This is a genomic window from Streptomyces sp. NPDC026589, from assembly GCF_040638385.1.
In the GTDB taxonomy this organism is placed as follows: domain Bacteria; phylum Actinomycetota; class Actinomycetes; order Streptomycetales; family Streptomycetaceae; genus Streptomyces.
In genome coordinates this window covers 258778-280059 of record NZ_JBEZYG010000006.1, presented here as the reverse complement: position 1 = coordinate 280059, position 21282 = coordinate 258778, and the positions used below count along the sequence as shown (strand labels likewise).

Sequence of the window (21282 nt, the reverse complement as noted above, 5' to 3'; positions counted from 1 at the left end):
GCCCCGGCGGTCTTCGCCCCGGGCTCTACTTCAGGACCAGCGACTGCCACGACTGGATCCACTGCTCACGGTTGGCGGTGATGTTCTCGGGTGCGACGGTGGGAGGCGTGTCGATCTTCTCGCCGAACTTGGTGAACAGCTCGGGGAGGGCAGCGTCCTCCACGACCGGGTTCACGAACATGTTCAGCGGCATGTCCTCCTGGAACGTCTTGCTGATCATGAAGTCCAGCAGTGCCTTGCCGCCCGCCTCGTTCTTCGCCCCGGTCAGCAGCCCCGCGTACTCGGTCTGCCGGAAGCACGTGCCGGTGGCGACCCCGGTGGGGGCCTCCTTGGGCTGCGGGTCGGCGTAGAGCACCTCGACGGGCGGGCTGGAGGCGTAACTGACGACGAGCGGCCGGTCGGCGTTGGCCTTCTTGCCGCCCGCGGAGCCGGAGAACTCCTCGTTGTAGGCCTGCTCCCAGCCGTCGACGACCTTGACGCCGTTGGCCTTCAGCTTCTTCCAGTACGCCTCGTAGCCGTCCTCGCCCTGGGCTGCGATGGTGCCGAGGAGGAAGCCGAGGCCGGGCGAGGAGCTCGCGGCGTTCTCGGTGACCAGGAGGTTCTTGTACGCGGGCTTGAGCAGGTCGTCGAAGGTCTTCGGCGGGGCGAGCTTCTTGTCGGCGAAGTACTTCTTGTCGTAGTTGACGCAGATGTCGCCGGTGTCGACGGGCGTGACCCGCCTCTTCTCGTCCGTCTGCGTGTCCGCCGCGACCGTGTCCAGGCCCTTGGCCTCGTACGCGGTGAACAGACCGTTGTCGAGGGCGCGGGAGAGCAGGGTGTTGTCGACGCCGAAGAAGACGTCGCCGCGCGGGGAGCCCTTGGTGAGGATCTCCTGGTTGAGCGCGGCCCCGGCGTCGCCGCTCTTGAGGATCTCGACCTTGTAGCCGGTCTCCTTCGTGAACGCCTTCAGCACCTTGTCCGAGACGTTGAAGGAGTCGTGGCTCACCAGGGTCACGGTCTTGGAGCCGGGGCCCATGGACTCCCCGGAGCCGGCGGAACCGTCGTCGCCGCACCCCGCGAGCACGGTGACGCCGAGAGCGGCGGCGAGCACTGTCGCCGCGTACTTCGTGGTGGTGTTCATGTGATTCCTCCTGGAGATGACCAGGAAGAGACGCGGCCCCGCCCGCTGTCCGGCGAACCGGAAGCGGGCAGGGCGCAACAGCTTGAGTAAGGTCCGAACTTCCTACCCGGAATGACCCGGGCGAGGTTCAGAGGGTCTGCGGCCAACCTGTCCTTGGTGCCGCACTCTCAGCGCTGTGGCGCTCCCCTGTCGGAATATGAAGTTGATTTCGGGCCCAGGCTACACCGGCGGATTTCGGCCGCCCGGGCGGGAGAGGCCAAGGGCTACGGGACAGCCCTCAGCGCTCGGAGGCCGCGAGCTGCCCGCAGGCCCCGTCGATCTCCTGACCGCGGGTGTCCCGGACGGTGACGGGCACGCCGTGGGCTGCGATGGCCTCGACGAAGGCCTTCTCGTCCTCGGGCCGCGAGGCGGTCCACTTCGAGCCGGGCGTGGGGTTCAGCGGGATCAGGTTGACGTGCACCCGCTTGCCCTTGAGCAGCCGGCCGAGCCGGTCGCCCCGCCAGGCCTGGTCGTTGATGTCCCGGATCAGGGCGTACTCGATGGAGATCCGGCGGCCGGACTTCTCCGCGTACTCCCAGGCGGCGTCCAGCACCTCGCGGACGTTCCACCGGGTGTTGACGGGGACCAGGGTGTCGCGCAGTTCGTCGTCCGGGGCGTGCAGCGAGACGGCGAGGCGGCACTTGAAGCCCTCGTCGGCGAAGCGCAGCATGGCCGGGACGAGGCCCACGGTGGAGACGGTGATCCCGCGCTGCGAGAGGCCGAGACCGTCAGGCTCCGGGTCGGTGAGACGGCGGATCGCGCCGACCACCCGGTTGTAGTTGGCGAGCGGCTCGCCCATGCCCATGAAGACGATGTTGGACAGCCGCGCGGGCCCGCCGGGCACCTCGCCGTCGCGCAGGGCGCGCATACCGTCGACGATCTGGTGCACGATCTCGGCGGTCGACAGATTGCGGTCGAGGCCGGCCTGCCCGGTGGCGCAGAAGGGGCAGTTCATACCGCAGCCGGCCTGCGAGGAGATGCACATCGTGACGCGGTCGGGGTAGCGCATCAGGACGGACTCGACGAGCGTCCCGTCGTGCAGCTTCCACAGGGTCTTGCGTGTGGTGTCGTCGTCGCAGCTGATGTGCCGCAGCACGGACATCAGGTCGGGGAACAGCGCCTCGGCCAGCTTCTCCCGCGATCCGGCCGGGATGTTCGTCCACTCGGCCGGGTCGGCCGCGTACCGCGCGAAGTAGTGCTGCGAGAGCTGCTGGGCGCGGAACGGCTTCTCACCGGTCGCGGCGACCGCTTCCTTGCGCTCGGCGGGCGTGAGGTCGGCGATGTGCCGCGGCGGCTTCTTGGATCCGCGGGGCGCGACGAAAGTGAGTTCTCCGGGCTTAGGCATGGTTCATCCAGTGTCGCAGACACGACGAGGTGCCCCGGGTCATCACCCGGCTCAGCGGTCATCACCCAGCTCAGCGACGCCCCGGGCCGGACGGTGCCGGTCGTGGATGGTGGTTGTGGGTCGGTCGTCGGCAGCCCTCCGACGGCCCACGGGCGGCCCGGCCCGTGGCCCCGTCCGCAGGTCAGGGCCGTCGGTCGGCACTGTCGGCGGGAACCTTACCGACGGCCAAGAGGTGCGAGCTGGCGGCGAGGAGTTCCGGGTACGGCTCCGCCATGCGGGCCGCGTCCATGGCTGACGCGATCAGCTCAGCCGTGGGACCTTCGCCCGGCTGCTGTTCCGCCGCCTTCACCAGCGACCAGGCGGGGCCCTCGATGCCGAAGACCTGCACATCCTCCAGCCCGGAGGCGACCAGCTCCGCCACCAGCTCTTCGGCCCGGTGGAAGTACGACAGGGTGAACCCCCGCGATCCGTCGTAGACCGCCGTCTCCAGAATCTTGGAGACGGAGTGGTGTATCCGTTCGGTGTGCAGGTGGGCGTACGTGACGTGCTCGAAGAGCGACGCATAGCGATTGATCGCGGCAGCGGCGACCAGCCCGCCGGGCTTGGCCACCCGAGAGGCTTCCGCGAGCGCCCGTTGCCGGTCCGCCGGGTCGGGCAGGTGGTAGAGCGGCCCGAGGAGCTGCACGACGTCGAAGGTGTCGTCCGGTTCGGGCAGGTCGCGCGCGTCCCCGACGACCGCCGGGCACACCGCCGACGCGGCCTCGACGTGACGGGGCACCGGGTCCACCAGGGCGACGTCGTAGCCGTCCTTCACCAGCCATTCAGCGTGAATCCCCGTCCCCCCGCCCACGTCGAGCACACGCGCCGGCGCAGGGGGCAGGAAGCGCCGGAGGAGTTCCTGGGTCCTGACCAGTTCCATCCGGCCGTCTGCCGAGGTGCGCAGACGGCTGTCCTCGTCGGCCGTCTCGCCGTAGAACCGCATGACGGAGGGTGCTAATTCGGGATTCAGCATGGTCGCAGTTTCCTGGATACCGGTGGACAGGTCCAGTGCGTTGAAGCGGGGAAGCCAAGGGGTCCTGGAGTACGAAGAGACCGCCGGGACCGGTAGGCACGCATGGCCCGACGGTGACCTCCGCGCGGGCCTGCCGGGTCGCCGGACCCGGTCATGGATCACGGGTGTCGCAGACAGAGACGGGCGAGGGTCCGCCGCCCTGTGGACGACGGACCCTCACTCGTAAAACGTGCAGGTGGGACGGAGCGCGGGGGCGCCGAAGCGGTCAGCCGGAGCCAACGAACAGCACCAGCAGCAGCCAGACGACCGGCGCGGTCGGCAGGAGCGAGTCCAGCCGGTCCATGATGCCGCCGTGGCCGGGGAGCAGGGTGCCCATGTCCTTGATCCCGAGGTCCCGCTTGATCATGGACTCGCCCAGGTCGCCGAGGGTGGCGCTGGCCGCGACCGCGAGGCCGAGCAGCAGTCCCTGCCACCAGGCGCCGTCGTCGATCAGGAACTCCATGCACAGCGCGCCGGCGACCATCGCGAAGGCGACCGCTCCGAACAGTCCCTCGCGGGTCTTCCCGGGGCTGATGCGCGGGGCGAGCTTGTGCGTGCCGAAGCGCCAGCCGACCGCGTACGCCCCCGTGTCGCTGACCACGGTGAGGATCAGGAAGGTCAGGACCCGCCACGACCCGTCGTCCGCCGTCAGCATCAGGGCGACGAAGGTGGCCAGGAAGGGTACGTAGAAAGCCGCGAAGACCCCGGCCGTGACGTCCTTGAGATACCCGTCCGGCGGCTCGGTCATCCGCCAGACCAGCACCGCGAGGGCGGTCAGGGCCATCGCGATCCAGGCGCCCTCGGGTCCTCGCGCGTAACCCGCGACGACCATCGCGGCTCCGCCGACGGCCAGCGGCACCAGGGGCGCCTTGATGCCCTTGCGTTCCTGGAGGCGGGAGGTCAGCTCCCAGAGGCCGACGACGACCGCGGCCACTATCACGCCGATGAAAGCGGCCTTCACGATGAACAGCGAGACGCCGATGACGGCGCCGAGACCCAGGCCCACCCCTATGGCGGCGCGCAGATCACGTCCCGCACGCTTCTTCTGCGGCGGGGGCGGCAGCGGGGTGGACATGGGCTCCTGCGGCTTCTCGTCACGGAACAGGGGGCCGCTGACGTGAGCGGCTTCCCTGTCCCGGTCGTCGCGGCTCTGCGCGTCTCTACCTGCGTCGGGAACGTCCGGCACGTTGGGCATGGGCCGAGTCTGCTGGGCGCCATGCACATCGTGGGCAGGACCCGCCGGGGCAGCCCTCATCTCGGGCGTGCCCCAGTAACCGGCTCCTTGCGGGGCACCCCAGGTAGAGTCGTTCATCAGACTTCGAGCAGCTCGGCTTCCTTGTGCTTGAGCAGCTCGTCCACCTGCGCGACGTACTTCGCGGTGGTGTCGTCAAGCTCCTTCTCGGCGCGGCGCACCTCGTCCTCGCCGGACTCCTTGTCCTTGACGAGCTTGTCGAGGGTCTCCTTGGCCTTGCGGCGGATGGAGCGGATCGAGATCTTGGAGTCCTCGGCCTTGGTCTTGGCGACCTTGATGTACTCCTTGCGGCGGTCCTGGGTGAGCTCGGGGAACGTCACCCGGATGATATTGCCGTCGTTGCTCGGGTTGACGCCGAGGTCGGAGTCGCGGATCGCCTGCTCGATGTTGCGCAGCGCGGTCTTGTCGAACGGCGTCACGACGGCCATCCGCGCCTCGGGAACCGAGAACGAGGCCAGCTGGTTGATCGGGGTCAGCGCGCCGTAGTAGTCGGCGACGATCTTGTTGAACATCGCCGGGTGCGCGCGGCCGGTACGGATCGCGGCGAAGTCCTCTTTCGCGACGACAACGGCCTTCTCCATCTTCTCCTCGGCCTCGAGGAGGATTTCTTCGATCACCACGTGCTCCTGCGTGTCTTGGGTGGGCCCGGCGTCGTCATCGCCTGGCCCTGCGGGTCCTGCGTCGCGTCCTCACCTGCACGGTGTCCGACCGGCAGGCCGTTGTCCATCCTGGGGGGCTGTCAGGCCCGGGTGCTCTCGTCGCTCACGAGCGTGCCGATCTTCTCACCCTTGACCGCGCGAGCGATATTGCCCTCGGTGGTCAGCTCGAAGACGAGGATCGGGAGCTGGTTGTCACGGCAGAGCGTGATGGCGGTGGCGTCCGCGATCTTCAGATTGCGGGTGATCACCTCGCCGTACTCCAGTGCGTCGAACTTCACCGCGTCGGGGTTGGTCTTGGGGTCGGAGTCGTAGACCCCGTCCACGCCGTTCTTCCCCATGAGCAGCGCCTCGGCGTCGATCTCCAGGGCCCGCTGGGCGGCGGTGGTGTCGGTGGAGAAGTACGGCATGCCCATACCGGCGCCGAAGATCACCACGCGCCCCTTCTCCAGGTGCCTTACGGCGCGGAGCGGGATGTACGGCTCGGCGACCTGGCCCATGGTGATGGCGGTCTGGACGCGCGAGTCGATGCCCTCCTTCTCCAGGAAGTCCTGGAGCGCCAGGCAGTTCATGACGGTGCCGAGCATGCCCATGTAGTCGGACCGGGCCCGGTCCATGCCGCGCTGCTGGAGCTCGGCACCGCGGAAGAAGTTGCCTCCTCCGATGACCACCGCGATCTGGGCGCCGTCGCGTACGACGGCGGCGATCTCGCGGGCGATGGTGTGCACGACGTCGGGGTCCACGCCGAGACCGCCGCCGCCGGCGAATGCCTCACCGGAGAGCTTCAGCATGAAGCGCCCGGAACCCTTGTCGTCGTCGCGCTGGTCGTCGGCCTGAATGGCGTCCGCGCCCTTGTCCATGGAAATTCTCCTCGTGCACATACGAAGAAGGCCATTGCCGGTGGGTCTGGTGTCCCTACAGCGGCAATGGCCTCCTCGTCAGATCTGCGGTCGTCCGGCGTGGGTGCGGCCGTCAACTGCACCTGGGGGTGTCCGGCACATCAGGGCCGGAGAGGCCGCGGCGTCCGGTGCGGTGCATCGCAAGGCGCTGGAACGTCCTCATCGCGGAACGATTCGGATGTTTCGGCAACGCCGCGAGGTGCCGTGCCAGGCGTCGCGGACCCGGTCGTGATGCGCCGGATACCCCCTCGACCCTATCGGGTCCGGTGCTGTTCGCCCGGACGGACTCAGATGCCGACCTTGATGCGCGAGAAGCGCTTCAGGGTGACACCGGCCTCGTCCAGGACCTTCTGGACCGACTTCTTGGCGTCCAGCGCGTACGGCTGGCCCAGGAGGGTGGCCTCCTTGAAGAAGCCGTTGACCCGACCCTCGACGATCTTCGGGAGCGCGGCCTCGGGCTTGCCCTCGGCGCGCGTGGTCTCCTCGGCGACGCGACGCTCGGCCTCGACGACCTCGGCCGGGACGTCCTCGCGGGACAGGTACTTCGGGGCGAAGGCGGCGATGTGCTGCGCGATGCCCTTGGCCAGCTCGGCGTCGGCCTTGTCCAGCTCGACCAGAACACCGATCTGCGGGGGCAGGTCGGGCATGGTGCGGTGCATGTACACACCGACGTAGGCGCCGGTGAACTGCGCGAAGCGGTCCAGGACGATCTTCTCGCCGAGGTTGGCGTTGGCCTCGTCGACGTACGCCTGGACGGTCTTGCCGGCCTCGATCTCGGAGGCGAGGAGCGCCTCGATGTCGGCCGGGGAGGTCGCGGCGACGTGAGCGGCGAGGGTGTTGGCGACGGCCTGGAACTTCTCGCCCTTGGCGACGAAGTCCGTCTCGCACTTCAGCTCGAGGAGGACGCCGGACGTCTGGTCCTCGGAGATGAGGGAGACGACGGCACCGTTCTCGGCAGAGCGGCCCTCGCGCTTGGCGACGCCCTTCTGGCCCTTGATACGGAGCGCCTCGACGGCCTTGTCGACGTTGCCGTCGGCCTCGTCGAGCGCCTTCTTGCAGTCCATCATGCCGGCGCCGGTGAGCTCGCGGAGCTTCTTGACGTCAGCGGCGGTGTAGTTCGCCATGAGTCTGTATGTCTCTCTCGAAGTCTGAAAGATCTACGGGTGAACGGCGGGGGCGACGCTTGTGGCGTCGGCCCCCGCCGTCAGCAGCCGTGACGGGTGTCAGGCCTGCTCGGCGTCCGCGTCGGCGGCCGGGGCCTCGGCGGCGGCCGGAGCCTCGACAGCGGCCTCGGCCTCGGCCTCGGCGACGGCCTGGGCCGGCGTCTCGGCGTCGGCTTCGGCGTCCTTCTCGGTCTCGACGGAGGACTGGACCTCGGCGGCAGCCGCGGTCTCGTCCTTCTTGTCGCCCTCGAGCAGGTCGCGCTCCCACTCGGCGAGGGGCTCGCCGGCGGCCTTCTCGCCCGGCTTCGAGTCACCGGTGGCGGCACCGGAGCGGGCGATGAGGCCCTCGGCGACGGCGTCGGCGATCACGCGGGTGAGCAGGGTGACGGAGCGGATCGCGTCGTCGTTGCCCGGGATCTTGTAGTCGACCTCGTCGGGGTCGCAGTTGGTGTCGAGGATCGCGACGACCGGGATGTGGAGCTTGCGCGCCTCACCGACGGCGATGTGCTCCTTCTTGGTGTCGACGATCCAGACGGCGCTGGGCACCTTCTGCATCTCGCGGATACCACCGAGGGTCTTCTCCAGCTTGGCCTTCTCGCGCGAGAGGACCAGGAGCTCCTTCTTGGTGAGGCCGGAGGCGGCCACGTCCTCGAAGTCGATGAGCTCAAGCTCCTTCAGACGCTGAAGGCGCTTGTAGACGGTGGAGAAGTTGGTGAGCATGCCACCGAGCCAACGCTGGTTGACGTACGGCATGCCGACGCGCGTCGCCTGCTCGGCGATGGCCTCCTGGGCCTGCTTCTTCGTACCCACGAACATGACGGAGCCGCCGTGGGCGACGGTCTCCTTGACGAACTCGTAGGCGCGGTCGATGTACGACAGCGACTGGAGCAGGTCGATGATGTAGATGCCGTTGCGCTCGGTGAAGATGAAGCGCTTCATCTTCGGGTTCCAGCGACGGGTCTGGTGACCGAAGTGGACGCCGCTTTCCAGCAGCTCCCGCATCGTGACGACGGCCATGGCCGTACTCCTTGAGGTGCTCGGTTATCGCGACCGCAGGATTGCGCTCGCGCCTGACGCCCCGACGCGCCGTGCCACGAGGGACCGAGGAGCGCGGCCACCTCCGAGAAGAGGAAGGTGGCGGGGCGTGCGAAGTCGACCCGGTGACCCGGATCGCCGTAAGAAGTGTACGGGACCGGTCGGGTGCCTGGTGACGGCGATGTCCACAACCGGGCGACGGTGACGTCCACGGACGGGTGGCCGCGATATCCACAACCGGTGAGTAGTCCACAGGAGCGGTCCTTGATCCCCGGAATCCGGGCCTGCGGGCCATCGTGGCGTCATGCCCCTTCAGCCCGGCCCATGCCGCTCCCCCGCCCGCCGCACCGCGATCCTGCCGCTCCTGGTGCTCCTCGTGGTCCTTGTGCTCCCGCTGTGCGTGCCGCTTCCGGCCGCCCCCTGGGCCCCAGGTGGGTCCGTCGTCCCGGCCGGAGCCCTGGCGTCCTCGCCGGGAGCGGGCACCGACGCGTCCGTCCGTGCCGTCCGTGCAGGCGCCGGCACAGGAGGCGGCACGGAGGGTGGCACGGGAGGCGGCACGGAGGGTGGCACGGGAGGCGGCACAGAGGATGGCAGCGGCGCCCGGAGCTGGCCGCTTGCGGGCAGGCCCGCGGTGTTACGGGGGTGGGAGCCGCCCGCCGGACCGTACGGGCCCGGCCATCGCGGCGTGGACCTCGCGGCGGGGCCGGGCGCCCGGGTGCTGGCGGCCACCGACGGCCGGGTGTCGTTCGCGGGCCGGGTGGCGGGGCGGGGCGTGGTCACCGTCGAGGTGGCCGGCAGCGGTTCGCCGCCGCTGCGCACCACGTACGAGCCGGTGCGGGCGCTGGTCGAGGAGGACGCGAGCGTTCGGGCCGGGCAGCCGGTCGGGGTGCTGGAGGAAGGGCCCTTCCACTGCGACGAGGGCTGTCTGCACTGGGGGCTGCGCCGCGGAGACGCCTATCTGGACCCGCTCTCGCTGCTGCCGCCCTCACTCCTGCGGAAGGGCCCCTCGCGGCTGCTGCCGGTGTTCGGGGTGCCGGAGCCGGACGCCGTCCGGGTCAGCCGCTCACGCCGCGCAGGACCATCGCGACGACGGTGTCCGCGATGACGCCCGGCTCCTCCGCGACACCCAGTTCGATACGGCGCACGGCGGCGTCGACCGAACCCTGCATGAGCATGGCGGCCAGTCTCGGCTGTGTGTGGCCGAGGTCGCCCAGCGCTTCGACGATCATGGCGATCAGTCCGCCGTGCGCGGCCCGGATCTTCTCCCGGGCGCCCGCGTCCAGCTCACTCGCCGAGATCGCGACGACCGCGCGGTGGCGACGGTCCCCGACGAGGTCGAGCTGCCGGCGCACATACGCCTCGATCTTCGCCTCGGGCGTCTCGGCGCCCTGCATGGCGTTCTCGACCTCGGCCGCCCAGACGGGGAAATCGACGGCGCACAGCTCCTCGACGACAGCGGCACGGGAGCGGAAGTACTCGTACACGGAGGAGCGCGCGAGGCCCGTGCGCTCGGCGAGCGCGGGGAAGGTCAGCGCCTCCGTACCGCCCTCGGACAGCAGGGAGCGCGCGGCGTCCAGGAGGGCGCCGCGCTGCATGGTCCGGTGCTCGGCCACCGAGGCCGCTCGAATCCTGGGCACGCCTCCACTCTACGGCGGCAGGGGTGCGGGGGAAGGGTGCGGCCGCCGATCGGATGGCCGGAGAGTGCCCGGAAGGGGGTGTCAGCGGCCCGCGTCGGCCAGCTTCGCCCGGAGCTGGAGCACGGACTTGGTGTGGATCTGGCTGACCCTGCTCTCGGTCACCCCGAGGACGTTGCCGATCTCCGCGAGGGTGAGCCCCTCGTAGTAGTAGAGGGTCACCACGGTCTTCTCGCGGTCGGGGAGAGTGTTGATGGCCCGCGCGAGCAGTCTTCTCAGCTCACGGTCCTCGGCGACCTCCACCGGATTGTCCGCGGCGGTGTCCTCCAGGGTGTCCATCAGGCTCAGCCGGTCGCCGCCCTCGCCGCCGACGTGCAGCAGCTCCTCCAGAGCGACCACGTTGGCCAGCGACAACTGGCTGAAAACAGCGTGCAGTTCCTCCAGCGCGATGCCCATCTCCGAGGCGACCTCGGCCTCCGACGGCGTACGCCGGAACTGCGCCTCCAGCGTGGCGTACGCGCGCTCCACGTTCCGCGCCTTCTGGCGGACGGACCGCGGGATCCAGTCCAGGGCCCGGAGTTCGTCGATCATCGCGCCGCGGATCCTGGTGATCGCGTACGTCTCGAACTTGATGGCCCGTTCGATGTCGAACTTCTCGATGGCGTCGATCAGTCCGAAGACCCCGGAGGAGACGAAGTCGGCCTGCTCGACGTTGGACGGCAGCCCCACACTCACCCGGCCCGCGACGTACTTCACGAGCGGCGAGTAGTGCAGGATCAGCTGCTCCCGCAGTCGCTCGTCGCCCGTGGTCTTGTACGAGCGCCACAACTCGTCGAGGGAGGAGGGGGCGGGAGGGCGCACAGTGCCACGCGCAACCGGTGGTACTGCCGCGCGGTCAGACCCGGAGGTGTGCTGGGGCATGTGGTGCCTTGAGCCGTTCTGCCGTGAAGTGCTGGGGGACTTTTGTCTGGGGCGGAATCCTTGTGAGCGTAGCGTGACTGTGACGTCGCAGTCCGCGCAGGACGGGAGATCCCTGCTGCCTGATTGCGTTGCGCCGTTCACGCCGTCCGCGCCCGCCGGAGGCCGGGGCCGCCGCCGTGGGCACGGGCCCTGAACAGGTCACCGATCGATCGTGCGAGGTCATCGGCCTTACCTTTTCACCCGAATGCTCCAGGTCAAGTACCGCCTCGCCGCGCGTCGTCGTTGCGTGCCGACGGAAGCGTCAATCGCCAGCCGTCGCCTTCACGTTCGACGAACCCCAGTGAGTGCAGTTCGTACAGTCGACCGAGCGTTTCGTCGGCGGACGTCCCCGCGGTGCGGGCGAGGTCACGAGGGCGGGCGACACCGTGGTAGGGGAGTGCGTCGAGGACCCGCGCGGTGACCGCGTCCAGGTGATCCCGGGGCAGCACCGGGCCCCGGCGGACCGGTGGGAGGTCGCCGATGTCCCCGACCAGCTCGACGACTTCGTCCGCGTCGGTGACGAGCAGGCCCTCACCGCGCAACAGCTCGTGGACCCCTGCCGACAGTCCGCTGGTGGCGGGGCCGGGGACCCCCATCGCGAAGCGGCCGAGCCGTTGCGCCTGGCGGGCGGTGACCAGCGAACCGCTGCGGTATTCGGCCTCCACCACGACCGTCCCCCTGGTCAGCGCGGCGATGACACGGTTGCGCAGGATGAATCGGCTGCGGGTCGGGTGGGACGACGGGGGCAACTCGGCCACGATGAGGCCCTGTTGTGCCAGCCGCCCGAGCAACTCGGCGTGCCCGCGCGGGTAGGCGACGTCGACTCCGCAGGCCAGCACCGCCGTCGTCGCTCCGCCCGCGGCCAGCGCGCCGCGGTGGGCGGCACCGTCCACCCCGAACGCCGCGCCCGACACCACCACCCAGCCCCGCTCGGCGAGCCCGGAGGCGAGGGCCGCCGCCATGTGCGCCCCGTACGGGGTGCAGGCCCGCGCGCCGACCACCGCGACCGAGCGCAGGGACCACAGCCGCAGATCGGGCCGCCCCCTCACCCAGAGCCCGACGGGCCGCGCGTCGCCCAGGTCGTCCAACTGGCTCGGCCACTCCCGGTCCCCCGGGCAGACGAAGCGCCCGCCCACCGCTGCGACCGCGGCCAGGTCCCGCCCCGGCTCCGCTCCGGCGGCCCGCAGCCGGTAGCCCCCGAGCCGTGCGGCCGTCATCCCCGGCAGTTTCTCGGCGGAGCCGTCCTCGACGGTGAGCCTCCGCATCAGCTCGATGGGGCCGGTCTGCCGGAGCCAGCGCCCCGCGCGCTCGTCGCCCGGCTCCAGCACCCGGGTCAGCGCGGCCCTGGCCAACCGCTCCGCTTCCCTGTGCCGCACGGGATCCCGGCCACCGTCGCGGACCGACCCCGGCCCATGCCCCCGGCCGCCGGACCGCGCGGCGCACTCCCGGTCCGGCTCTGCCCCGTACTCCTGATCCGACTCCACGCCGCCCTCCCGGACCGGCCCCGCCCCGCACTCCCGGTCCGGCCCGCGCCCTCGGCTCTCGCCCGGCCCACCGTCCCGGGCCGACTCCCGGCCGGGCCCCGGCGGGCGACCCGGCCCCGGCAGCCCCTCCCCCGTCACCTCGGTCATCGCTCCCCCACCCCCATCGGCACCCCGCGCTGGATGCCCGTACGCAGCTCCAGGGCGACCGCCACGTCGGAGGCGTCCGGGCGGGCGGCTCCCCGCAGGTCCGCCACGGTCCACGCCACCCTCAGCACCCGGTCCAGTCCCCGGGCCGTAAGGGTCCCGCGCTCCAGATCCCGCTCCGCGGCCGCCAGCGCTCCCGGGGCCGCGAGCAGCCGGGTCCGCAGCTCGTGGCCCGGCACCTCGCTGTTCGTGGTCCACGGGGTGCCGGCCAGCCGCTCGGCCGCCCGCACCCTCGCGTCCCGCACCCGTGCGGCGACGACGGCCGTCGACTCGCCCCGGCCGCCCTGCCCCAGGAGGTCCGCGCGGTCGACCGGCTCCACCTCGACCCGCAGGTCCACCCGGTCCAGGAGGGGCCCGGACAGCCGCGCCTGATAGCGGCGGACGACCGAGGGCGGGCACTCGCAGCCCGCGCCGGTGAGCGAGTGCCGGCCGCAGGGGCACGGATTGGCGGCCAGTACCATCAGAAAACGGGCCGGCAGCCGCACCACCCCCGCGGACCGCGCGACCACCACATGCCCCGACTCCAGCGGCTGCCGCAGCGCGTCGAGGGCCTTGCCCGAGAACTCGGGGGCCTCGTCCAGAAAGAGCACCCCGCGGTGGGCCAGGGACACCGCCCCGGGCCTCGGCATCCCGTTGCCCCCGCCGACCAGGGACTGCATGGTCGCCGAGTGGTGCGGGGCGCAGTAGGGCGCCCGGGAGACGAGCGGTTCACCCGGGGGGAGGATGCCCGCCACGGAGTGGACCGCCGTCACTTCGAGGGATTCCTGCCGGGTCAACGGCGGCAGGACCGACGACAGCCGCTCGGCCAGCATGGTCTTGCCGGCGCCCGGCGGGCCCGAGAACAGCAGATGGTGTCCCCCGGCCGCGGCCACCTCCAGGGCCTGGCGCGGGCGCGGCTGCCCCGCGACGTCCGCCAGGTCGGGCCGGTGCCCGTCGCCCCGCCCGGCGGCCGGCACGAGCCCCGTACCGAGGCCCGTGCCCGGGATCATGAGCCCGGCCAGCATGGCGTCGGGGCGTCCCTGTCCGTCGACTGGCTCCTCGGGCACCGGTTCGTCGCACAGGACGGCGATGAGCTGGCGCAGGCTCCGGACGCCGAGGACCGAGACCCCCGGCACCAGGGCCGCCTCCCCGGCCGTCTGCTCGGGGACGACGACCTGCTCGTACCCCGCTTCGGCCGCCGCGAGGACGGCGGGCAGCACGCCCCGTACCGGACGGACCCGGCCGTCCAGACCCAGCTCGCCGATCATCACCACGTCGGCGATCGCTGCGGGGTCGATCCGCTCCGCCGCGCCGAGGACCGCGCACGCGACGGCGAGGTCGAAACCCGAACCGCTCTTCGGCACGGAGGCCGGGGAGAGGCCGACCGTGAGCTTCTTCTGCGGCCACTCGGCACCGGAGTTGACCACGGCGGCCCGCACCCGGTCCCGGCTCTCGACCAGGCTCTTGTCCGGCAGTCCGACCAGGGTGAAGGCCGCCACGCCCGGCTCCAGGTCCGCCTGGACCTCCACCACCACGCCCTCGACGCCGACCAGTGCCACGGAACACGCTCGTGCGAAGCCCATCAGGACACCCCCCGGGCGTGCTCCGCGACCGGGGCTCCGCGCCGGGGCACGGTCACCCCGATCAGATCGATGCGGACCCCGCCGGGCGGTGGCCCGCCGTGCCGGTCGAGCCAGATCTCGGCGAGCCGTCGCAGCCGGTCCGCCTTGACCGGACCGACCGCCGCCATGGGGTGTTCGAACCCTTGTGACCTGCGCGTCTTCACCTCGCAGAAGACCAGGGCGTCGCCGTCCCTGGCCACGATGTCGATCTCTCCGGCGCGACAGCGCCAGTTGCGCTCGACCACCGCCATTCCGGCTTCGGCCAGCAGCCGCGCCGCCAGATCCTCGCCGTACCGCCCGAGTGCCCCCCGTGCGTTCATATCGGCACCACCTCCGGCACCGACTGTGCCCCGGCCCGCCCCAAGATGTGGATCTTGGTGGACAACTCCGCAGATGTGGAAAACCCGGCCACCCACAAGGGTGACCGGGTCGTATCCGCGACGCGCGTATCGGGGGCCCGGCACCGGGCAGCGCGGGGTCAGCCTCCCGGAAGTTCCAGATCGCTCTTGTTGAGCTCTTCGATGTTGACGTCCTTGAAGGTCAGCACGCGGACCTGCTTGACGAACCTCGCGGGCCGGTACATGTCCCAGACCCAGGCGTCCGCCATGGACACCTCGAAGAAAACCTCACCCTGGACGGAGTGCACCTGCATCTCGTAGTCGTTGGTGAGGTAGAAGCGCCGTTCGGTCTCGATCACATATTTGAACAGACCGACGACATCGCGGTACTCCCGGTAGAGCTTCAGCTCCATCTCGGTCTCGTACTTCTCGAGGTCCTCGGCGCTCATGGCATGTTTCCCCTTCAGCCGTGCGTGCCCCCATTGTGCGTCAGCCTCCGACGCCCCTGGACGATTAGACGATTTCGGGGGCCAGAACCAGCGGATCGCACGGGGGACCCTCGTCGAGGAGCGTGCGCAGCAGCTCGGCGAGTCTGGTCGGGTACACCGTCTCACGCGTCGCGAGCAGTTCGGCGGAAGTCCACCACCTCAGACCGGCGACGCTGCGCAGTTCCAGGTCGGTGAGGCCCTGCGGAGCCGTCGCGGTCCGCGTCGTACGGGCCAGGTAGTACCACTCGTCCTGGTCCCAGCGCCGCCCGTCGAACGGGAAGGAACAGATCCGGGTCCAGAGCAGCGGGCCCAGCTCGATGTCCGTGATCCCGGTCTCCTCCTCCAGCTCGCGGCGGGCCGCCGCCTCCCGGGTCTCGTCGCCCTCCAGGCCCCCGCCCGGGGTGAACCACCAGGTGTCGTCCGGGTCGTCCGGCTCATGGCCGTGCAGCAGCAGGACGCGGTCGTCGGGGTCCAGGAGGACCACCCGGGCGACCCTGCGGGCCCCTGAGGTCATCGGGCCGCTCCGGCGGTCGTCCTCCGGCGGGCGAGGCGCGCCGCCACGGGCCCGTACACCGCGCCGACGAGGATCAGTACGACTCCCACCACGATCGCGCCCAGCTGGAACCGCAGCGGCCCGGCGGCGGACACCCCGCCGGGCAGCGCGGCGAACGAGGAGGGCCGGTCGATCATGCCGTCCATCGGCCAGGCCACCGCGTCCACCCGGGCCCGCACCGCGCTCAGCGGCACGGAGCCCTCGCCGCCGTCCTGGAGGTGGACCCGGGAGTCCAGGGAGGTGGCCCGTTCGTCGCCGAGCAGAAAGATCTGGCCCTGCGGCACGGTGGCGGAGAAGTCCTGGGGCGAGGCCGGCGCCTTCGTGCCCGGGGCCGCCGGGCCCCGGTCGAGGTAGGGCTCGTCGACGGGGGTTCCGTTGACGGTGAGCCTGCCCTCCCGGTCGCAGCAGGCCACCTTGTCGCCGCCGATCCCGACGACGCGCTTCATCATCGGTGTGGCGCCCCAGAGCTGGTCGGTGAAGACCACCACGTCACCGCGCCGGACCTCGGCGCCGTCTATCCGCTCGGCGAGCACCCGGTCACCGGGCTTCACCGTGGGGGACATCGAGTCGGTCGGGACCGTGTACGGCTGGTAGACCACCGCCGCCCAGACGAAACCGCCGAGGAAGAGCACACAGCCGACGGCCACGGCCAAGCCCGCCACCATGGCGCCGAGCCGACCGCGGCCGTCTTCCTCGCGTCCTGTACCGCTCATCCCAGCGCTCCCCCGTCGGAGATCGACAATCGCTGATCCGAGTCGGCACCCTACCCGGCGGTACGCCCGACGGTCAGCCTCCGGCGGCGCCACAACACGAGGGGCACCGCTCCGGCTACACCCAGTGCCGCCGGCGCCATCGCGGCGGCCGCGTTCAGACCGGGCTGGTCGAAGGTGTCCGGGACCGGGAGGGTCGACCAGCGGCCCAGCGGCCAGGCGATGACGACGGCGCGGCCGACGACCTCGTCCGTGGAGACCGTGCCCTGTCCCGGAAGCTCCTGGTGGTAGCGCGAGTCCAGGGAGTTCTGGCGGTGGTCGCCCATGACGAAGATCCGGCCGTCCGGCACCTTGATCGGGCCGAAGGGCTTGTCGTTGCACGGGGTGTTCCCCGGGAAGATGAACGACTTCTCGTCCAGGCTCTTCCCGTTGACCGTGACCGGCCCGTTCTCCTTGCACTCCACAGTGTCGCCGCCGACCGCGACGACCCGCTTGATCAGGTCCTTCTCCTCGGAGGACGGCATCAGGCCGATGAAGCTCAGGAACTTCTGCACCGCGTTGGGCTCCGGGGTCACGGTGTCCTCCAGCCAGCCGCCCGGGTCGTGGAAGACCACGACCTCGCCGCGCTCCGGCTCCGAGCCGAACCACGGGGTCAGCTTGTCGACCAGCACCCGGTCACCCCGCTGCAGAGTGTTCTGCATGGAGTCCGAGGGGATCGAGAACGCCTGGACCAGGAACGTCTTGATCAGCAGCGCCAGAACCAGCGCGATACCGACGAGCAGCGGAAGCTCCAGCCAGAAGGAACGCTGCCTCCTGGCCGGCCTGCCGCCGTCGCCGCCCGGGGGGTCGCCCTCACCCTCCGGCGGGACCGCCGCCCCGCCCGCGGGAGACTCGTCGCGCTCCGGCCGGTCCTCGGGTTCGTCGTGTCCGGATCGTGCGCCGACCGCCAAATCCCCCACATCCACTCCTCAATACGTGCCACTGCCCGCGCCCGATCCGGTGCAGGCCCACCACTCCCATAACGAGCGGGAGTTCCGCAGGGGTCGGGAGCCGGACCATTCCATAGGGATCCGGAGGTGCCACACTATTCGACGGAGCCGGAGCCGCCGCCGCCGATGCCTGCGCGTCCGGGACCGCACCGAAGGCATCGCGTTGTTCCAGGGTGCTCCAGTGGCCGAACGGCCAGGCGATCACGACGGCCCGCCCCACGACCTCTTCCTCGGAGACCGTGCCCCGGTCGGGTTCGTCGAGGTGGAAGCGGGAGTCGGCCGAGTCGGACCGGTGGTCCCCCATCATGAACAACCGCCCCTCGGGAACCTTCACCTCGAACGAGATGGTCGAGGGCCGGTCGTCGGGGTGGAGGTACGTCTCGGCCAGCGGTACGCCGTTGACGGTGACCCGGCCGTCCTCGCCACAGCACTTCACGGTGTCGCCGCCGACCGCGACGACCCGCTTGATCAGGTCCTGCTCGTCGTCGGACGGCAGCAGCCCGATGAAGGTCAGCAGCTCGGTGACCTGCTTGACGCCGATCGGCGGGTTCTTCTTCTCCGCGGGGTCCTCCTGCCGGAGCCAGCCGCCGGGGTCCTTGAACACCACGACGTCGCCGCGCTGCGGTTTCGATCCGAACCACGGGGTCAGCTTGTCCACGAGCACCCGGTCGCCGATCCGGATGGTCTGTTCCATCGACCCGGACGGGATGACGAACGCCTGCACCAGGAACGTCTTCAGGACGAGCGCGATCAGGAGCGCCACGACGACGAGGACGGGGATCTCCCGCACCGCGGACCCACGCCGCTTGCGCCGGACCTTCTTGGCCAGCCGACGGCGTTCCGCCCGGGTGGGCAGGGAGCGCGGCCCGGTGGGCCCGGTCCCGGTCGGCAGGGCCGCGTCGGGACCGGGCCCACCGCGCGGACGCCCCCGGTTACCCATGCGCCGCGCCGGGCGCCCGTACACCGCCGAAGGCGCCGGTCCCCTCCAGAGAACCCGTCCGGGCAGGCGGCCAGCCCAGCCAGTCCACCCGGCCGGTCACCCGCTCGACGGGGACCATCCCGCCGCCGGGCGATCCGAGATGGTCCCGGGAGTCGCTGGAGCGGCTGCGGTGGTCCCCCATCATCCACAGGGTGCCGGCGGGGACCACGATGTCGAAGGGCACCCGGGAGGCGGTGTCCCCGGGATGCAGGTACGGCTCGTCCACCGTCACGTCGTTGACCGCGAGCCTCCCCCGCGCGTCGCAGCAGACGACGCGGTCACCTCCCACGCCCACCACACGCTTCACGAAGTCGGTGTCGGCGGGCTCCGTGAGCCCCAGGGAGGAGGCCGCCCCGCGCACCAGCCCGGTCAGCGGGTTCGCGTCGAGATCCTCCCGTACGAACGAGCCGGTGCCGTCGAAGACCACCACGTCGCCGCGCTCGGGCTCGGCGCCGAAACGGTAGGCCAGCTTGTTGACGAGAACCCGGTCACCGACCTTCAGCGTGGGCTCCATCGAGCGGCTGGGGATCAGGAACGGCTGAACCACGTAGGAGCTGAACAGGAGCAGGGCGACGGTGGCCAGGACCATCCCGGTGAGCACCCGCCGCCAGGACAGGACGGAGACGACACGGTCCCGTATACGCGAAAAGCGCGACCTCTCCCCGGACCCCGTGTCGGGTTCCGAGGAGCGGTCGCGCTCCGAGTGCTGTGCTTGCGTGTCCATCGCGGCCGAAGCTTATCCGGCCATGCTGTGGACGGGTCACCCCCAGGGGGATGACCGGCGGCGGCTCAGCGGTCGCGCTTCTCCTTGATCTTCGCGGCCTTGCCGCGCAGCTCACGGAGGAAGTACAGCTTGGCGCGACGGACGTCACCGCGGGTGACGAGCTCGATCTTCTCGAAGATCGGGCTGTGCACCGGGAAGGTGCGCTCGACGCCGACGCTGAAGGAGACCTTGCGGACCGTGAAGGTCTCGCTGACGCCCGAGCCCTGGCGGCGGATGACGATGCCCTTGAACTGCTGGATACGGGAGCGGTTGCCCTCGATCACGCGCACGTGGACGTTGACGGTGTCACCGGGGCGGAACGCCGGGAGGTCCGACCGGAGGGTGGCGGCGTTGACGCCATCGAGCAGGGAAGTCATGGTTTCTGCTTTCTTCGCCGATGCCACAGGTCATCGACGGAATGTCGTGGAAGAGTTCGGAGTGCTGATCGCGTCGGGCGGGCGTCTTTCCCCCTGTGGCAGGGGCGCACACCGGACGTACAGCAGCGGCCTATTCTTCCACGGCGGTGGGCCTGCGCCAAAATCGGCCGCCGGGCTCCGGTGCGAAGCCGAGGATGGAGAGGATCTCTCGGTCCTTCTTGTCGAAGGCGCTCGCCTCGCACCGCTCGATCAGGTCGGGCCGGTTGAGTGCCGTGCGGGCGAAGGCCTGGTCCCGCCGCCAGCGGGCGATCTTGCCGTGGTGGCCGCTGAGCAGGACGTCCGGGATGGAGCGGCCGCGCCACTCGGGCGGCTTGGTGAAGACCGGGCCCTCCAGGAGGTCGGCCATCGCGCCCGGGGCGAAGGAGTCGTCCCGGTGGGACTCGGCGTTGCCGAGGACGCCCGGCAGCAGCCGGGCCACGGCCTCCGTGATCACCAGGACGGCCGCTTCCCCGCCGGCCAGCACATAGTCCCCGATGGAGACCTCGACGACCCGCAGCCGGGTGGCGTACTCGTCGATCACCCGGCGGTCGATGCCCTCGTACCGGGCCGGGGTGAAGACGAGCCAGGGCTCGGCGGAGAGGTCGACGGCCAGTTCCTGGGTGAACGGCCGGCCGCTGGGCGTGGGCACGACGAGCACCGGGGAGTGCGCCCCGGCCTCGTAGCCGTCGGCCAGGGCCTCGTCGAGCGCCTCACCCCAGGGCTCGGTCTTCATGACCATGCCGGGGCCGCCGCCGTAGGGGGTGTCGTCGACCGTGTTGTGCCGGTCGTACGTCCACTCCCGCAGGTCGTGGACGTGGACGTCCAGCACGCCGCGGGCGCGGGCCTTGCCGACGAGGGAGACGTTCAGCGGTTCCAGGTACTCCGGGAAGATCGTGACGACGTCGAGCCGCATCAGGCGTCGCCCTTCGGCGCCTCGTCCGCGTCCCCGGCCGCGGCCTCTTCGTCTTCATCGCGTGAGGAGGCGACCACGGCCTCGCTCTCGTCGATCAGGCCGGGCGGCGGGGTGATGACCGCGCGCTGCTCCTCCAGGTCGATCTCGGCGACGATCTCCTCCACGAAGGGGATCATCACCTCGCTGCCGTCGGGGCGCTCCACGATGAACAGGTCCTGCGAGGGCAGGTGGGAGATCTCGGTGATCCGGCCGATCCCGGTGCCGTCGGCGAGCACCACGTCGAGGTCGATCAGCTGGTGATCGTAGAACTCGTCATCGTCCTCGGGGAGCTCCTCCGGGTCCACCTCGGCGATCAGCAGGGTGTTGCGCAGCGCCTCGGCGCCGGTGCGGTCGCGCACACCCTCGAAGCGCAGCAGGAGCCTGCCGCTGTGGACCCGGCCCGTCTCGATCGTCAGCGGACCGGTCGCCGCCGGTTCGGTGGCCAGGACGGCGCCGGGTCCGAGCCGCAGCTCCGGCTCGTCCGTTCGTACCTCGACGGTGACTTCGCCCTTGATGCCGTGGGCGCGGCCGATCCGCGCGACTACCAACTGCACGCTGTTCTCCGATGGGTGGGGTGGGGACGGGACGTCGACGACCTGTCGGAGACGTCCGGGTGGCCGACGACAAAGGCCGGGGACGGCCCGAAGGCCC

The 21282-nt window shown here is 70.8% G+C and carries 23 protein-coding genes and 1 riboswitch; of the genes, 1 reads left to right on the top strand and 22 read right to left on the bottom strand.

The genetic code is table 11. From position 1 onward, the window contains the following. Nucleotides 1–25 precede the first annotated feature (25 nt). From AB0F29_RS13260 to rpsB, 8 genes are all read right to left on the bottom strand, one after another. A complete protein-coding gene (locus tag AB0F29_RS13260; protein ID WP_361870966.1) occupies nt 26–1120 on the bottom strand; it encodes a thiamine ABC transporter substrate-binding protein in 1095 nt (364 codons plus the stop codon). Nucleotides 1121–1201: 81 nt separating this feature from the next. Then, a riboswitch (TPP riboswitch) is annotated at nt 1202–1318 on the bottom strand. Nucleotides 1319–1397: 79 nt separating this feature from the next. Next, nucleotides 1398–2504, bottom strand: a complete 1107-nt coding sequence (gene rlmN / locus AB0F29_RS13255) for a 23S rRNA (adenine(2503)-C(2))-methyltransferase RlmN (RefSeq protein WP_361870963.1) — start codon at nt 2502–2504, stop codon at nt 1398–1400. Nucleotides 2505–2685: 181 nt separating this feature from the next. Beyond that, the gene (locus tag AB0F29_RS13250) at nt 2686–3516 is read right to left on the bottom strand and encodes a methyltransferase domain-containing protein (RefSeq protein ID WP_361870961.1); all 831 of its coding nucleotides are present in this window, start codon (nt 3514–3516) and stop codon (nt 2686–2688) included. A 265-nt stretch (nt 3517–3781) separates the two neighbouring features. Continuing rightward, the gene (locus AB0F29_RS13245; protein WP_361870958.1) at nt 3782–4867 is read right to left on the bottom strand and encodes a phosphatidate cytidylyltransferase; all 1086 of its coding nucleotides are present in this window, start codon (nt 4865–4867) and stop codon (nt 3782–3784) included. Next, nucleotides 4867–5424 carry a ribosome recycling factor gene (gene frr, locus AB0F29_RS13240; RefSeq protein ID WP_018960718.1) on the bottom strand — a complete coding sequence of 186 codons (558 nt, stop codon included), beginning with the start codon at nt 5422–5424 and terminating at the stop codon, nt 4867–4869. Before frr ends, AB0F29_RS13245 begins: the two co-directional genes overlap by 1 nt. Nucleotides 5425–5546: 122 nt before the next feature. Beyond that, entirely contained in the window at nt 5547–6323 is a 777-nt protein-coding gene (gene pyrH, locus AB0F29_RS13235; protein ID WP_361870956.1) for a UMP kinase, read from the bottom strand. 326 nt (nt 6324–6649) lie between these two features. Further along, a complete protein-coding gene (gene tsf, locus AB0F29_RS13230; RefSeq protein ID WP_018960720.1) occupies nt 6650–7486 on the bottom strand; it encodes a translation elongation factor Ts in 837 nt (278 codons plus the stop codon). Nucleotides 7487–7585: 99 nt separating this feature from the next. Continuing rightward, complete coding sequence (gene rpsB, locus AB0F29_RS13225; protein WP_361870953.1) at nt 7586–8542, bottom strand: 30S ribosomal protein S2; 957 nt, start codon at nt 8540–8542, stop codon at nt 7586–7588. A 322-nt stretch (nt 8543–8864) separates the two neighbouring features. Between rpsB and AB0F29_RS13220 the strand changes: the two genes are divergently transcribed. Further along, nucleotides 8865–9665 (top strand): M23 family metallopeptidase, encoded by an 801-nt coding sequence (locus AB0F29_RS13220; protein WP_361870951.1) that lies wholly within the window; start codon nt 8865–8867, stop codon nt 9663–9665. Here AB0F29_RS13220 and AB0F29_RS13215 read toward each other — a convergent pair. From AB0F29_RS13215 to rimM, 14 genes are all read right to left on the bottom strand, one after another. Next, a complete protein-coding gene (locus AB0F29_RS13215) occupies nt 9616–10173 on the bottom strand; it encodes a TetR/AcrR family transcriptional regulator (RefSeq protein WP_018960723.1) in 558 nt (185 codons plus the stop codon). The genes AB0F29_RS13220 and AB0F29_RS13215 overlap by 50 nt on opposite strands. Nucleotides 10174–10278: 105 nt before the next feature. Next, nucleotides 10279–11115 (bottom strand): RNA polymerase sigma factor WhiG, encoded by an 837-nt coding sequence (gene whiG / locus AB0F29_RS13210; RefSeq protein ID WP_003965944.1) that lies wholly within the window; start codon nt 11113–11115, stop codon nt 10279–10281. A gap of 254 nt (nt 11116–11369) precedes the next feature. Continuing rightward, nucleotides 11370–12785, bottom strand: coding sequence for a DNA-processing protein DprA (gene dprA, locus AB0F29_RS13205; protein ID WP_361870948.1), 1416 nt, complete (start codon nt 12783–12785; stop codon nt 11370–11372). Further along, a complete protein-coding gene (locus tag AB0F29_RS13200) occupies nt 12782–14404 on the bottom strand; it encodes a YifB family Mg chelatase-like AAA ATPase (RefSeq protein WP_361870946.1) in 1623 nt (540 codons plus the stop codon). The genes dprA and AB0F29_RS13200 overlap by 4 nt, the downstream gene beginning before the upstream one ends. Further along, nucleotides 14404–14763: a YraN family protein gene (locus AB0F29_RS13195; protein ID WP_018960726.1), complete on the bottom strand. Its 360-nt coding sequence runs from the start codon at nt 14761–14763 to the stop codon at nt 14404–14406. Before AB0F29_RS13195 ends, AB0F29_RS13200 begins: the two co-directional genes overlap by 1 nt. Before the next feature lie 158 nt (nt 14764–14921). Beyond that, a complete protein-coding gene (locus tag AB0F29_RS13190; RefSeq protein WP_003965949.1) occupies nt 14922–15230 on the bottom strand; it encodes a DUF2469 domain-containing protein in 309 nt (102 codons plus the stop codon). Nucleotides 15231–15294: 64 nt separating this feature from the next. Then, nucleotides 15295–15783, bottom strand: coding sequence for an NUDIX hydrolase (locus AB0F29_RS13185; RefSeq protein ID WP_361870943.1), 489 nt, complete (start codon nt 15781–15783; stop codon nt 15295–15297). Then, nucleotides 15780–16535 carry a signal peptidase I gene (gene lepB, locus AB0F29_RS13180; RefSeq protein WP_361870940.1) on the bottom strand — a complete coding sequence of 252 codons (756 nt, stop codon included), beginning with the start codon at nt 16533–16535 and terminating at the stop codon, nt 15780–15782. Before lepB (AB0F29_RS13180) ends, AB0F29_RS13185 begins: the two co-directional genes overlap by 4 nt. A gap of 50 nt (nt 16536–16585) precedes the next feature. Next, nucleotides 16586–17482 (bottom strand): signal peptidase I, encoded by an 897-nt coding sequence (lepB, locus tag AB0F29_RS13175; RefSeq protein WP_361871150.1) that lies wholly within the window; start codon nt 17480–17482, stop codon nt 16586–16588. After that, a complete protein-coding gene (lepB, locus tag AB0F29_RS13170; RefSeq protein ID WP_361870937.1) occupies nt 17385–18461 on the bottom strand; it encodes a signal peptidase I in 1077 nt (358 codons plus the stop codon). The genes lepB (AB0F29_RS13175) and lepB (AB0F29_RS13170) overlap by 98 nt, the downstream gene beginning before the upstream one ends. After that, on the bottom strand, nt 18454–19224 hold the full coding sequence (gene lepB / locus AB0F29_RS13165) for a signal peptidase I (protein WP_361870934.1): 771 nt from the start codon (nt 19222–19224) through the stop codon (nt 18454–18456). Before lepB (AB0F29_RS13165) ends, lepB (AB0F29_RS13170) begins: the two co-directional genes overlap by 8 nt. 65 nt (nt 19225–19289) lie before the next feature. Beyond that, the gene (rplS, locus tag AB0F29_RS13160; RefSeq protein ID WP_018960732.1) at nt 19290–19640 is read right to left on the bottom strand and encodes a 50S ribosomal protein L19; all 351 of its coding nucleotides are present in this window, start codon (nt 19638–19640) and stop codon (nt 19290–19292) included. A gap of 130 nt (nt 19641–19770) precedes the next feature. Beyond that, nucleotides 19771–20592, bottom strand: coding sequence for a tRNA (guanosine(37)-N1)-methyltransferase TrmD (gene trmD / locus AB0F29_RS13155; protein WP_361870931.1), 822 nt, complete (start codon nt 20590–20592; stop codon nt 19771–19773). Further along, a complete protein-coding gene (rimM, locus tag AB0F29_RS13150) occupies nt 20592–21185 on the bottom strand; it encodes a ribosome maturation factor RimM (protein ID WP_361870928.1) in 594 nt (197 codons plus the stop codon). The genes trmD and rimM overlap by 1 nt, the downstream gene beginning before the upstream one ends. Between the last annotated feature and the right edge of the window lie 97 nt (nt 21186–21282).